This is a genomic window from Bacteroides hominis, from assembly GCF_033042785.2.
Classification (GTDB): Bacteria; Bacteroidota; Bacteroidia; order Bacteroidales; family Bacteroidaceae; genus Bacteroides; species Bacteroides hominis.
Window position 1 is genome coordinate 3,974,577 of the sequence record NZ_CP178829.1, and the last position, 14,764, is coordinate 3,989,340.

The 14,764-nt window shown below is 44.5% G+C and carries 12 protein-coding genes; 5 read left to right on the forward strand and 7 right to left on the reverse strand.

The window, feature by feature from the left end:
- The first annotated feature begins 362 nt into the window (after window positions 1–362).
- The 4 genes from R3O62_RS16775 to R3O62_RS16790 all read left to right on the forward strand — a co-directional run bounded on the left by R3O62_RS16775 (window position 363) and on the right by R3O62_RS16790 (window position 7,448).
- Window positions 363–1,964, forward strand: coding sequence for a CTP synthase (locus R3O62_RS16775; protein ID WP_317472767.1), 1,602 nt, complete (start codon window positions 363–365; stop codon window positions 1,962–1,964).
- A gap of 47 nt (window positions 1,965–2,011) precedes the next feature.
- On the forward strand, window positions 2,012–3,868 hold the full coding sequence (yidC, locus tag R3O62_RS16780; RefSeq protein WP_005806542.1) for a membrane protein insertase YidC: 1,857 nt from the start codon (window positions 2,012–2,014) through the stop codon (window positions 3,866–3,868).
- An 89-nt stretch (window positions 3,869–3,957) separates the two neighbouring features.
- Window positions 3,958–5,289 (forward strand): MATE family efflux transporter, encoded by a 1,332-nt coding sequence (locus R3O62_RS16785; RefSeq protein ID WP_005820523.1) that lies wholly within the window; start codon window positions 3,958–3,960, stop codon window positions 5,287–5,289.
- A 50-nt stretch (window positions 5,290–5,339) separates the two neighbouring features.
- Window positions 5,340–7,448, forward strand: coding sequence for a prolyl oligopeptidase family serine peptidase (locus R3O62_RS16790; RefSeq protein WP_250746295.1), 2,109 nt, complete (start codon window positions 5,340–5,342; stop codon window positions 7,446–7,448).
- A gap of 92 nt (window positions 7,449–7,540) precedes the next feature.
- Here R3O62_RS16790 and R3O62_RS16795 read toward each other — a convergent pair whose 3' ends face one another.
- The 5 genes from R3O62_RS16795 to R3O62_RS16815 all read right to left on the reverse strand — a co-directional run bounded on the left by R3O62_RS16795 (window position 7,541) and on the right by R3O62_RS16815 (window position 11,767).
- Window positions 7,541–8,536 carry an MBL fold metallo-hydrolase gene (locus tag R3O62_RS16795; protein WP_032540526.1) on the reverse strand — a complete coding sequence of 332 codons (996 nt, stop codon included), beginning with the start codon at window positions 8,534–8,536 and terminating at the stop codon, window positions 7,541–7,543.
- 243 nt (window positions 8,537–8,779) lie between these two features.
- A complete protein-coding gene (locus R3O62_RS16800) occupies window positions 8,780–9,349 on the reverse strand; it encodes a flavodoxin (protein WP_394854551.1) in 570 nt (189 codons plus the stop codon).
- A 176-nt stretch (window positions 9,350–9,525) separates the two neighbouring features.
- Complete coding sequence (locus R3O62_RS16805) at window positions 9,526–10,095, reverse strand: sugar O-acetyltransferase (RefSeq protein WP_005806553.1); 570 nt, start codon at window positions 10,093–10,095, stop codon at window positions 9,526–9,528.
- Between the two features lie 244 nt (window positions 10,096–10,339).
- Window positions 10,340–11,419, reverse strand: coding sequence for a PspC domain-containing protein (locus tag R3O62_RS16810; RefSeq protein ID WP_005778228.1), 1,080 nt, complete (start codon window positions 11,417–11,419; stop codon window positions 10,340–10,342).
- 12 nt (window positions 11,420–11,431) lie between these two features.
- Window positions 11,432–11,767, reverse strand: a complete 336-nt coding sequence (locus R3O62_RS16815; protein WP_005820533.1) for a PadR family transcriptional regulator — start codon at window positions 11,765–11,767, stop codon at window positions 11,432–11,434.
- A gap of 161 nt (window positions 11,768–11,928) precedes the next feature.
- Here R3O62_RS16815 and R3O62_RS16820 point away from each other — a divergent pair, with 161 nt between their 5' ends.
- Entirely contained in the window at window positions 11,929–12,426 is a 498-nt protein-coding gene (locus R3O62_RS16820) for a GNAT family N-acetyltransferase (protein WP_005806558.1), read from the forward strand.
- Window positions 12,427–12,534: 108 nt separating this feature from the next.
- On the opposite strand, the gene R3O62_RS16825 is transcribed toward R3O62_RS16820, so the two are convergent.
- Window positions 12,535–14,193: a peptide MFS transporter gene (locus R3O62_RS16825; RefSeq protein WP_317472769.1), complete on the reverse strand. Its 1,659-nt coding sequence runs from the start codon at window positions 14,191–14,193 to the stop codon at window positions 12,535–12,537.
- A gap of 61 nt (window positions 14,194–14,254) precedes the next feature.
- A complete protein-coding gene (gene ybaK / locus R3O62_RS16830) occupies window positions 14,255–14,734 on the reverse strand; it encodes a Cys-tRNA(Pro) deacylase (protein WP_005778236.1) in 480 nt (159 codons plus the stop codon).
- Window positions 14,735–14,764: the final 30 nt, after the last annotated feature.

The following is a 14,764-nucleotide window of genomic DNA, read 5'->3' on the forward strand; positions in this document are numbered from 1 at the left end:
AAATTTACATTAAATAGTTTAGATTACATAAAATTCGCTCATTTTTAATAGGAATAACCGATCAAACGGATCGATGAAACAACCGATCTGTTTTACCGGAATTTGTATGGCATGCATGAGCTACACGGATTTATCCTGTAGACAGGTTTATGCTACTTATGCCACCACACGGATAAAGCCCCATTCATCCGTTAGAGGCATACAACTTTTTGTCGTCCAAACATTTCGGAACCCGGAATTGCATTTTTTTAATAAATTTGTTTTGTAGAAAGCATCTGTTCTTCCCCATTTTTTTGTAATTTTGCGGTTTTTAAGATTCAAATCAAACGATTTAGAAACAAATTATTAAAACAGTTATAGCTGTGGGAGAAACAAAGTATATTTTCGTAACCGGTGGTGTTGCCTCTTCTTTAGGAAAAGGTATCATTTCATCTTCCATCGGTAAATTGCTGCAAGCAAGAGGTTATAAAGTAACTATCCAAAAGTTTGACCCGTACATCAACATTGACCCGGGAACATTGAACCCTTATGAACACGGAGAATGCTACGTGACTGTAGACGGCCATGAAGCCGACCTTGACTTAGGACACTACGAACGTTTCCTGGGCATCCAGACTACAAAGGCCAACAATATCACTACAGGCCGTATCTATAAGAGTGTCATTGATAAAGAACGCCGTGGAGACTATCTGGGAAAAACCATTCAAGTCATTCCCCACATCACGGATGAAATCAAGCGTAACGTCAAGTTGCTGGGCAACAAGTATAAGTTCGACTTTGTAATTACAGAAATCGGAGGCACGGTAGGTGACATCGAGTCCTTGCCTTATCTGGAAAGTATCCGTCAGTTGAAATGGGAGTTGGGACAGAATGCGTTGTGCGTGCATTTAACTTATGTACCTTTCCTGTCTGCCGCTCAAGAACTGAAAACCAAACCGACCCAACACTCTGTAAAAGAATTGCAGTCACTCGGAGTGCAACCGGATATTCTGGTGCTTCGTACCGAACATGACCTGAACGCCAACCTGCGTAAGAAAGTGGCATTGTTCTGTAATGTTGCCGAGAATGCGGTCGTTCAGTCAATCGATGCTTCAACTATATATGAAGTACCCCTGTTGATGCAGGAACAAGGCTTGGACGAAACCATACTTCAGAAAATGGGCTTACCTGTGGGCGAACGTCCGCCGTTGGGACCTTGGAAAGACTTCTTGAACCGTCGTGCCAATGCTACCGAAACGGTGACTATTGCAATGGTAGGTAAATACGTTGAACTGCAGGATGCGTATAAGTCTATCCTGGAATCACTGTCACAGGCTGCCACTTATAATGACCGTAAAGTTAAAATAGAATATGTATCATCCGAACACCTCACTCCGGACAATGTGGACGAACAGCTGGGACATGTAGACGGAGTAGTTATCTGTCCGGGATTCGGTTCACGTGGTATCGAAGGTAAGTTCGTAGCTGCCAAGTACACCCGCGAACATAACATTCCGACTTTTGGTATCTGTCTGGGTATGCAATGCATGGCCATCGAATTTGCCCGCAACGTACTGGGTTATGCCGATGCCAATTCTATTGAAATGGACGAAAAGACCAAACATAACGTTATCGACATCATGGAAGAGCAGAAGGCCATCACCAATATGGGAGGTACAATGCGTCTGGGTGCTTACGAATGCGTCTTGAAAAAAGACTCTAAAGTATACAAAGCTTATAAACAAGAACATATTCAGGAGCGTCATCGCCACCGTTACGAATTCAACAACGACTATCGCAAGCAATTCGAAGAGGCCGGCATGAAATGTGTAGGTATCAATCCGGAATCGGACCTGGTAGAGATTGTAGAGATCCCTACATTGAAATGGTACATCGGAACGCAGTTCCATCCGGAATACAGCAGTACGGTGCTACACCCGCATCCGTTGTTCGTATCGTTCATTAAGGCTGCAATCGATAAGTAAAATCACTATCGTATAGATTATTAATCATTAATCACTAAAACAAGAGAATGGATAAAAACACCATCACAGGCCTCGTTTTAATAGGTATATTACTGGTAGGATTCAGTTTTCTGAGCCGTCCCAGCGAGGAGCAAATAGCCGCCCAGAAGCGGTATTATGACTCTATAGCCGTGGTACAGCAGCAAGAAGAAGCACTGAAAGCCAAAACCGAAGCTGCACTGGCTAACGAAAAAGAGGAAACAGCCGCCGATTCGGCATCTCTCTTCTTCAATGCCACCCAAGGTAAAGAGGCGTTTACTACTATCCAGAACAATTTGGTAGAAATCACTCTGGATAACAAAGGCGGCCGCGTTTACTCTGCCCTGTTGAAAAACTACATGGGACAAGATAAGAAACCGGTTGTGTTGTTCAACGGCAGCGATGCTTCCATGAACTTCAACTTCTACAATAAGAAGGGTGCCCTCCAGACAAAAGACTTCTATTTCGAAGCAGTCAATAAAACAGACAGCAGTGTTACGATGCGTCTGGCCGCCGACAGTGCCAGCTATATCGACTTTATTTATACACTGAAACCGGATAATTATCTGATGAGCTTTGTGATTAAAGCAACAGGTATGGAAGGCAAATTGGCTGCTACTACAAACTATGTGGACATCTCGTGGTCACAACGTGCCCGCCAGATCGAGAAAGGATATACTTACGAGAACCGTTTGGCAGACCTCACCTACAAATATACAGGTGATGATGTGGACAACCTTTCGGCAAGTAAAGACGATGAAAAGTCAGTACCGGAGCGTCTGGACTGGATTGCTTTCAAAAACCAGTTCTTCTCTTCTGTATTCATTGCAGAACAGGATTTCGAAAAGACTACGGTCAAATCGAAAATGGAGAAACAGGGAAGTGGCTACATCAAAGACTACTCGGCTGAAATGAGTACGTTCTTCGATCCTACCGGTAAGCAACCGACCGACATGTATTTCTACTTCGGCCCGAACCACTATAAAACACTGACCGCATTGGACAAGGGACGTGAAGAGAAATGGGAACTCAACAACCTGGTATATCTGGGTTGGCCGTTGATTCGATGGATCAACAAATGGATCACCATCAACGTGTTCGACTGGTTGTCAGGTTGGGGATTAGGCATGGGTGTCGTACTGTTGCTATTGACAATTATGGTGAAAGTTGTGGTTTTTCCGGCAACCTGGAAGACTTATATGTCATCGGCCAAGATGCGTGTACTGAAACCAAAAATTGACGAGATCAATAAGAAATATCCCAAGCAGGAAGATGCGATGAAGAAACAGCAAGAGGTAATGGGACTATACAGTCAATACGGTGTAAGCCCGATGGGCGGCTGTTTGCCGATGCTTGTTCAATTCCCTATCCTGATGGCATTGTTCATGTTTGTGCCGAGCGCTATCGAACTCCGCCAGCAGAGTTTCCTTTGGGCGGACGACTTATCGACCTACGACGCATTCATCACTTTCCCGTTCCATATTCCGTTCTTGGGTAATCACCTCAGCTTGTTCTGCCTGCTGATGACCATTACCAATATCCTGAACACGAAGTACACGATGCAGCAGCAGGATACAGGTGCCCAGCCGCAAATGGCAGCAATGAAGTGGATGATGTATCTGATGCCGATTATGTTCCTCTTCGTTTTGAACGACTATCCTTCGGGATTGAACTATTACTACTTCATTTCGACTTTGATCAGTGTGGTAACCATGATCATACTACGCCGGACAACTGACGAAGACAAGTTGCTCGCCGATCTGGAAGCAAAGAAAAAAGATCCGAAGCAAATGAAGAAGACCGGATTTGCCGCACGTCTGGAAGCCATGCAGAAACAGCAGGAACAGATGGCAAAAGAACGGGCTAATAAGCAGAATAAGCGATAAGAAATAAAAATTAGCTTAAAGACCGAAGAGCCGGGCAAGCAGTATATGTTTGTCCGGCTTTTTTTCCCCTTTATAGAATATATAAAAACATGACTACCAAATACACATACAAAGAGATATGGCTCATAGCCTACCCTATCCTGATCAGCCTGATCATGGAACAATTAATAGGTATGACAGACACTGCCTTCCTGGGACGGGTAGGCGAAATAGAACTGGGGGCCTCGGCCATCGCAGGCGTATATTATCTGGCCATTTTCATGATGGCGTTCGGATTCAGCATCGGAGCACAAATCCTGATAGCCCGGCGAAACGGCGAGCAACAATACCGCACCATCGGACCGATATTCTATCAGGGGGTCTATTTTTTGCTGGCATTGGCAATAGTGGCATTTACCCTTTCTTTATGCTTCTCTCCTCATTTGCTGAAACTGGTTATCAGTTCGCAGCACATTTATGACGCGTCCATCAGCTACATCAACTGGAGAGTTTTTGGTTTCTTTTTCTCTTTCGTCGGCGTGATGTTCCGGGCATTTTTTGTAGGTACCACACAGACCAAGACCCTGACATTGAATTCAATCGTAATGGTATTGTCCAACATAGTATTCAACTATATCCTGATATTCGGTAAGTTCGGCTTCCCCGCATTAGGTATTGCCGGAGCTGCTATCGGGTCGTCACTGGCCGAAATGGTATCGGTCATCTTTTTCATCGTCTATACCTGGAAGCGGATAGACTGTAAGAAGTATGCACTGAACCAGCTTCCCAGTTTCCAACCGGAAACATTAAAACGAATATTAAACGTATCTTTTTGGACTATGATCCAAAATTTCTTCTCACTATCCACCTGGTTCATGTTCTTCCTTTTTGTGGAACATCTGGGCGAACGCGCACTGGCCATTACGAACATTATCCGCAACGTATCGGGTATTCCGTTTATGGTTGCGATGGCATTTGCCACCACATGCGGTTCACTGGTGAGCAACCTGATAGGCGCAGGAGAGATTAAAAGCGTACCCGGAACTATCCGGCAGCATGTACGCATCGGCTATGTTTTTGTATTACCTCTGGTACTGTTCTTCGCCCTCTTCCCCGATCTGGTGTTAAGTATCTATACAGATATACCGGATCTGAAAGAGGCTTCCATCCCCTCGTTATGGGTATTATGTTCCGCCTATCTGATATTGGTCCCGGCCAATGTTTATTTCCAGGCGGTATCCGGAACGGGCAATACACGTACGGCACTGGGATTAGAACTCTGCGTGCTGGCTGTCTATCTGGCTTATATCACGTATGTCATCCTCTATTTGAGAGTAGACGTAGCCTTCTGCTGGACTACAGAGCATTTATACGGAATCTGTATCCTGACTCTGTCGTACATCTATATAAAGAAAGGAAACTGGCAAAAAAAGCAGATTTGACCTGATTTTTGCTTATCTTCGCAACTCAAATAATCAATTATTAAAAACTTATGAGACAAGTAAACCTATTTATTATGTCGGCAACAATGATGTTAGCATCCTGTGGCGGAACCAAGGATGCAGGCAAAACGGACCAGGCGCTGATCGGAAAATCCGATATCAAAATCGAGGGGAAGCGGATGACTCCCGAAGCACTCTGGGCAATGGGACGTATCGGCGGACTCTCTGTATCGCCCGATGGAAAGCAGATAGCCTATACAGTGGCTTACTACAGTGTACCCGAAAACAAAAGCAACCGGGAAGTTTTTGTGATGAACGCAGACGGAACCGACAACCGGCAAATCACTCACACTCCTTTTCAGGAAAATGAAGTGACTTGGGCAACGGACGGAAGCAAACTGCTTTTCCTGAGCAACGACAACGGCAGCAGCCAACTGTACGAAATGAACCCCGACGGTAGCGGACGCAAACAGATTTCCAATTATGACGGGGATATCGAAGGATATTCCATCTCGCCGGACGGCAAGAAGATACTGTTCATCGCCCAAGTAAAGACTGTTAAAAGCACGGCTGACAAATATCCTGACCTGGACAAAGCAACCGGCATCATCATCACCGACCTGATGTACAAACATTGGGATGAATGGGTGACAACTGCCCCCCACCCCTTTATCGCCGATTTCGATGGCAAGTCGGTAACCAACATCGTAGACGTGCTGGAAGGTGAGCCTTACGAAAGTCCGATGAAACCATGGGGAGGTATCGAACAACTGGCATGGAACACGACCTCGGATAAAGTGGCTTATACCTGTCGAAAGAAAACGGGACTGGCTTATGCCATTTCTACCAACTCGGATATCTATGTATACGACCTCAATACCAAGAAAACAATAAATATCACCGAAGGTATGATGGGTTATGATACTAATCCGCAATATTCTCCGGATGGAAAGAGCATCGCCTGGCAAAGTATGGAGCGTGATGGTTACGAAGCAGACCAGAACCGTCTCTTCATCATGAATCTGGAAACCGGAGAAAAACGTTTTGCCAGCAAAGCGTTCGATTCGAATGTAGATGCATTCGTATGGAGCCAGGATGCCAAGACGATCTATTTCACCGGTGTATGGCACGGTGAAACTCAAATCTACTCACTCGATCTGGCCAATGATTCTGTACGTCCTGTCACTTCGGGTATGTACGACTATGAAGGCGTTGCCCTCTTCGGTGATAAACTGATTGCCAAACGTCACTCTATGAGCATGGGAGATGAAATTTATGCCGTTTCCCTGGATGGGCAGACGACACAACTGACTCAAGAGAACAAGCAGATCTACGATCAGATAGAGATGGGCAAAGTTGAAGGACGCTGGATGAAAACGACAGATGGCAAAGAAATGCTGACATGGGTCATCTATCCGCCCCAGTTCGATCCGAATAAGAAATATCCGACACTGCTCTTCTGCGAAGGCGGTCCACAGAGCCCGGTAAGCCAATTCTGGAGTTATCGCTGGAACATGCAGATTATGGCTGCCAACGGCTATATCGTTGTAGCACCGAACCGCCGCGGACTTCCCGGTTTCGGAGTGGAATGGAACGAAGCTATCAGCGGAGATTACGGTGGCCAATGCATGAAGGATTATTTCACGGCAATCGACGAAATGGCAAAAGAACCTTTCGTTGACAAAGACCACCTGGGCTGTGTGGGTGCCAGCTTCGGAGGATTCTCCGTCTACTGGCTGGCAGGACATCACAACAAACGCTTCAAAGCCTTCATTGCCCACGATGGTATCTTCAACATGGAGATGCAATACCTGGAGACAGAAGAGAAATGGTTTGCCAATTGGGATATGGGAGGCGCATACTGGGAAAAGCAGAATCCGGTTGCCCAGCGCACTTTTGCGAACTCTCCGCACTTGTTCGTCGAAAAATGGGATACCCCGATTCTTTGCATCCACGGTGAGAAGGATTACCGTATCCTTGCCAATCAGGCCATGGCTGCGTTCGACGCTGCCGTAATGCGTGGCGTACCAGCTGAACTGCTTATTTATCCGGACGAGAACCACTGGGTATTGAAACCGCAAAACGGTGTGTTGTGGCAACGCACTTTCTTCGAATGGCTGGACAAATGGTTGAAACCAAACACTACAGATTCCAAATAAAGGCTCTGTTCTGCTAAAATAAAGGCTCTGTTCCGACGGAACAGAGCCTTTATTTTAGCAGAACAGAGTGTCCGTTTACTCCTTCGGAAAGCTTACATCCGCTTCAACTTGACAATCTCTCCAAGTACCGGAATATACACGTCTATCCTACGTTTCTTTGCTTCGGCAGTAAAAACCTGCGGAGGGTCATGCAGAGGTTCGTCCGACAAGTCGAACGTACCATAATGCATCGGGATGGTAAGAGCTGCTTTCATATCGGTGGACGCTGTCAGTGCATCGTAAGGTGAAATGTGATTGGGCTGCATAAACCAACGCGGCTTATAAGCACCGATACCCACCAAAGCATAATCGGGTGTCCCGAATAGCTCGGGTATCTCACGGAAATGCCTGGAATATCCGGTATCGCCACTGTAATAGATGGAGATGCCGTCACCCTGTACCATAAACGCTCCCCACAGCCTTCGTCCTCCGTCACGCACCGAACGCTTGCTCCAATGCTGGGCAGGAAGAAAAGTAATCTTCAACCTGTCATCTTCTATCTGTTGGTACCATCCGGCCTCCGTTACCTCAAGCTCCGGAAACCAACTCTTTATCAATTCACCGGTACCCAACCCACAGAAAAGTTTCATCCGGGGATTGTTCTTCACCAGCCGGGCTACACTTTGCTTATCCAAATGGTCGAAATGGTCGTGACTGATAAGCAAGTAATCTATATCGGTAAAAATATCGGGGTTTGCCGGAAAATCACTCTGACGTTTGACAAAAGGGATATCTCCAAAAACAGGATCGAACATGACACGTTTTCCTGCCAATTGAAGGAAGAAGGAGTTATGCCCCAGCCATATCAGCGAATTACCGACCACCCCTTCCAATGAACGCAGATAACTCATCCGGGGATTCCACTTCACACTCTTCTTCTCTTTCCGCTGCGGATTGGGAGAAAGGCGCCATTTCAAGACACTTCCCATCCCGGGACGAAAACGATGCTGGCGATTGACAAACTTTCCTCTCACCACAGGATTACCCCGCCAATGCGGGTTTACCGTTGCCAGTCTTTCATTTCTTCTGAAACATATATGCTCGCCCATACACTTATATACTTTTTTCGTTGTGTAACAAACAAAAATAACAAAAGATTTGTGTATAGTCGCAGAATAAGACATTTTTTTAACTTAAAAAGATCACCCTCACGTCAAACAGGATTGTAACGTGAGGGGTAATCTTCGCAAGCGTCATCCGTATGCAGTATGGCGAGTACGACCAGCATCGCTCTGTACAAGCCAATGTTACCGATAAATAAATACGTTATCATTGTTTTTGGTTCCAGACAGTCAGTACCCTAACTTATCGACCCACTCACGAATGGATTTTTCATTGGCACGATTAAGTAATCTTCCCTCTTTCCATTTCAAATTATGATAGTCTTTTTTCAATGCTGTCACACTACCTGTAATACTGCTTCCTCCCGAAGTGGCAAAAGGTATGATGATCTTATTTTTAAGATCATGACTTTCAATGAAAGTGTTCACAACCCGAGGTGCAAGATTCCACCAGATGGGATAGCCGATAAAGATCACTTCATAATCGGCTATGTTTTCTTTTTTATTCTTAAGGACCGGACGTGATTTCAGATCGTTCATCTCCACCGAGCTGCGCGATTGTTTGTTATGCCAGTCAAGATCGGCATTCGTATAAGGTTTTACAGGAGTGATGGCATACAGTTCACCACCCGTAACCTGAGCCAGTTTCTTTGCAGCTTCCGCCGTAGTACCGGTTGCCGAAAAGTAGGCAACTAAAATTCGTTTACCATTGTGCCCCTGCTTTATGGGATTTTGTGCCGCTGCGTGTAAATTCATAAATAAGATTGCTAAAAGCGTTAGTAAAACAGATTTTGTTCTCATATTATTCAATATTTTAATAAGTTATTTTATTACTTTTCTCATACGTTTACGATTGCTGCAATGCAAGCCGTCGATCGTTGCCTGCCACCATCCTTTGCTAAAGCTCAAACCATACAGGAGTGCTGTCAAATATACGGCAGTTATACCCGGAATTTAGCAACTCTCCATCTTCAGCTCTATTCAGGGACTATCGATTTGATGAATTTCGCCGGAACTCCTCCGACAATGACATTCGGCGGCACATCTTTTGTGACCACCGCTCCCGCCGCAATAACGGCATTGTCACCAATCATCACACCCGGAAGAATTGTGGCATTTGCCCCTACCCAGACATTTTTTCCTAAAACAATCGGAGCAGGATACGTTGTTCCGCGGTCTTCAGGAGCAAGCCCGTGATTAAGAGTGGCAAACACTACATTATGTCCGATTTGGCAACTGTCGCCAATGGTTATGCCACCGTGATCCTGAAAGTGGCAACAGGCATTTATGAATACATCATCACCTATCACTATATTCTTCCCAAAATCAGTATAGAACGGAGGAAATACGCGAAGTGTAGGCGGAACCGGACTTCCAAAAAGCTCGGATAATAAATTTCGCACTTCGGCCGGCGTATGGTAAGAAGCATTCAGCCTGAATGTAAAACGCCTTGCCTCGTTACTCATATCATCCATAAAACAGTGGATTTCTTCTGTGTTGAGAGGCTTACGTGACTTTACATACTCTTTAAAACTTTCGATAGTCATATTATTGTCGTTATAATTTTACTCATACATCTTTGGCTACATCCTATGCCGCGATACCAATCCGATAGCCGATATATTTAATTGCAAAATTACCGGAATAAAAAGGAGCGGTTGTATATGATTTACGGATATTCATACCCGAATCCCCGATTTTGAAATAAAACGCATATTATCTACAAAAAAAATACCTTCCGGACACACAACGGAAGGTATTTCTACACATGTCAATCTATTCATGGACAGGTCATCCGACCAAAAGGAAAGGATAAGGCCATCCCAAATAAGACAGGTTAATAACAAAGATTACGGCTGCCAGCACCCACAGTATCAATAAAGACCATTTCAGTCCGGACGCCATAGCCGGCCAATCAAATATCTGTCGGAGAATAGCATAAATGATCCCCGCCAAAGGTATGCCCACCAATGCTACTCCTGCAATACTTCCTACAATGGTCATCATCGGCGAAGTGGAGATCAGCGGTGACCAATCGACTGCTGGCAGCATATGATAGAGAGCAGCTCCACCACCAATGGCTACTGCAATGGCAGCAATCACCAGAGCAACAAAAACAATGGCAAGCACAAAAAGCACCGGACTGCATATAATGGCGAGCACCACCAGACAGGCTTTCAGAAAGAAACCCGCTATCGATACCAACGCATCGCCCACCTTCTGCAGAAAACTGCGGGGCTTACCTGAATTTACATAATTGTTCACCCCGTTGGCTACCCTTTCAAACCCATCAGTCACCGTCTTACCGATATTCTCTATGGTGATATCCTCACCGCGCATACTCAACTTCTCGGCTGCCGTACGGGCCTCGGGAATAATCAGCCAACAGATGATGTATATAGGAATCAACACTCCATATCCACAGATCAGCACAACGAACATAATCAGTCGCAACAGCGTTACATCCCAATTCAGATATGCAGCCAGCCCGCTAATCACCCCTCCCAATATTTTATCATCCGGATTACGGTAAAAACGGCGATGAATGGTTGTGCCGGATTGTGCCCCTGTATGTCCGGCTGTCTTTTGAGGTTCGTCTTCCTCACTCTCCTCACCAAAATCTTCAGGTTTTCCCATCCGGGCAATCACTTCTTCTACGTCGGCAATCGTAATCACTTGCGATCCGGCAGCCAACTTCTCGGCAAATAGTTCGGAGATGCGATTCTCTATATCGTTCACAATCTCCTCTGCTCCTTCTTGTTTGCGGAAGTGAAGTTTTAGGTTGCACAAATAATTATCGAGCAACCGGTAGGCATCCTCGTCGATATGAAAAACGGTTCCACCTAAATTTACGGTTAATGTTTTTTTCATCTTTATTTCTTTTTAAATGGATTCTCTATTAGCAATATGATTCACAGTTTCGTTCAGCTCCCTCCACGAAAGTTCCAGTTCGCCAAGGAACAACTCGCCTTTCTCTGTCAGCTTATAATACTTCCGTGGCGGTCCCTGTGTAGATTCCACCCATTCGTAACTAAGTAAATCATCGTTTTTCAATCGGGTCAACAATGGATACAATGTGCCCTCCACCACAATCAGCTTTGCCTCTTTCAACTTCTGGATGATATCCGAAGCGTAAGCCGGCTCTTTATGCAACAGCAGCATGATGCAATATTCCAGCATGCCTTTTCGCATTTGCGACTTTACATTATCTACATTCATAAGCTTTACCTTTTTGATGCGACAAATATATGCATAACTTTAGTACTATGCAATGCAAAGTACTTTAAATTCATACTAATTAACTTATTAAGATACCTCCACCTTATTATAAAAGCAAATTATCACTATATTTGCGACATAAACCGAAAAATACAACAAACATGTTTACTATCCGAAAAGCCACTTCAGATGATTGCATACTGATTAACAAACTGGCGAAACAGGTATTTCCGGCTACCTACAAAGAAATACTTTCGCCCGATCAACTTGACTACATGATGGAATGGATGTACGCGCCCCTGAATATCCGCAAACAAATGGAAGAAGAAGGACACGTATACTTCATCGCTTACCAGGAAGATGAACCTTGCGGCTATGTATCAGTACAGCCTCAAGGAGATGATGTGTTTCATCTCCAGAAAATATATGTCCTTCCCTCTTTTCAGGGAGCACACCTGGGAAGCAAACTATTTGACCACGCAGTACAATACATCAAAGAGATTCATCCGTCTCCCTGTCTGATGGAATTAAATGTCAACCGGAATAACAAGGCATTGCACTTTTATGAACATAAAGGGATGAAAAAACTACGTGAAGGTGATTTTCACATCGGAAACGGATATTATATGAATGACTATATCATGGGATTGGAACTCTGATGCGCATGTAAAGAAAATGCCAATATAAGAAACGCCCCGTTACATATATTGTTATCGTAATAACAAATAATGTAACGGGGCGTTTGGTGTATAGATACAACCCAAAGGTTATGCTACTTTTTCAAGTTTCTTCATGATAGAGAAGATGAACAGAGCGGCCAGCAGACAGCATACGATAAGTACACTCCATACCATCCACAACTGCATGCCACCCCACAGATAACCAATGATGGCAACGAGGTAGTTACCAATGGCAGTTGCGGCAAACCATCCACCCATCATCATACCTTTGTATTTAGGAGGAGCTACTTTCGAAACAAACGAAATACCCATCGGAGAGAGGAACAACTCGGCGAAAGTAAGCACCAGATAAGTAGAGATCAACCAGTTTGGAGAAACCAGTGCGTCTTTCTCGATGCCACTGGCTGCCAGAGCATCCGGAGTAGGCAACCCGATAGACCCAATGGCCATTATCAAGAAACCGCATACGGCAATCATCATACCGATACCGATTTTACGCGGAGCAGAAGGTTCTTTCCCTTTTCTGGCAAGATATCCAAATACCGCCAATGAAACCGGAGTCAAGGCAATCACGAAGAACGGATTGAATTGCTGGAAGATCTGAGGCAGAATATTAACAGTAGGATCCATAGAGCTATAGCTCCATCCCAGACAGAGAAGTGCGGCAGCAACTACTATACCGGCAATCATTTTTGATTTACCGGTCTTTCCCTGGAACAGTGAAAAAAATCCGTAAATAACAATCAACAAGAAGGTGAGGTTCACGATATTGAAGCCCAAACGGTCGAGTCCGGTCACCTCTTGTGCGGTATAATCACGTGCAAAGAATGTCAGTGTCAGTCCGTTCTGGTGGAAAGCCATCCAGAAGAAAATAACTACGGCAAATACAAGCAACAAAGCCACGATGCGCTGTTTGGTTTGTTCCGGAGTCAACTTCTCCTCAACTACGTTAGCCGGTTTAGCTTGTTTAGAGTTGTAGTCGGCATGTTTAAATGTAGAGCGGAAAGCGACGTAAATCAACATCGAAATAATCAATGATACACATGCCACACCAAATCCATAGTTATATGCTTCAGAAAGCTTATCGATATAAGTAGTACAGAATGTGGCAATGTCGCCGGTAAAGTTCTGTGCAGCCTGCAATGATTCCAAAGTAGCCTGGTTAGCAGGAGTGATTGTACCGTCAAGATATTGATGTGCCAATGAAGGAATCTGAGGAACATACGAAAGCCCTGCCTTGCCCAACATATAGTTGGTTACCTTTGTAGCAGCTGTCGGAGCGTACATCGCACCGATATTGATAGCCATATAGAATATACTGAACGCCGTGTCACGTTTGGAGCTATATTCAGGGGCATCATACAAATTACCCACCATTACCTGCAAATTACCTTTAAAAAGTCCGGTACCGCAAGCAATCAGAGCCAGTGCACCAAACATCATTACTTTGCCGGAATCGTTGGAAGTCGGGATGGCAAGCAGTGCGTAGCCGATAAACATGACTACAATACCCATTGTCACCATTTTGCCATAACCAAACTTATCGGCAAGAATACCACCAAAGAACGGAATAAAATAAACAGCAGCCAAAAAGCATCCGAAAATGGTAGAAGTTTCAGCAGCAGTGTAACCAAACTTTGCTTGTAGAAACAAAGTAAAAATCGCAAGCATGGTATAGTAACCGAATCGCTCGCCTGTGTTGGCAAGTGCCAGAGCATACAAACCCTTAGGTTGTCCTTCAAACATAAAATTAGAATATTAGATTATTAAATAGATATTTTCTGCAAATATATACTTTTTACTGAAATTAAACAGTATATAATACACAAACTTCCGCCCGAACCTCGTTTATTAGCTCTTTAGGATCAATTTTTATCTGTAATCCGCGTTGCCCCGCACTTACATAAATATACGGAAACTCCAGACAGGTTTCATGGATATAGGTGGGAAAATGTTTTTTCATTCCGACAGGCGAACAGGCACCGCGGATATATCCGGTGACGGAAAGAAGCTCTTTCATAGGAATCATATCACAACTCTTATTACCGGACACCTTTGCGGCAAGCTTCAGATTTACCTCTTTGTCTCCGGGAATCACGCAAACGAAGTATCCCGTTTTATCGCCATGAAGCACAAGAGTTTTAAAAACCTGATCAATATTCTCTCCCAAACTGGCCGCTACATGCACAGCACTCAAATCATTTTCGTCTACCTCGTAAGGGATAAGTTCATAGGAGATTTTGGCCTTATCCAACAGACGGGCAGCATTGGTCTTATTGATTTTCATAGATATATGTATATTGGAGCAGCCATAGAA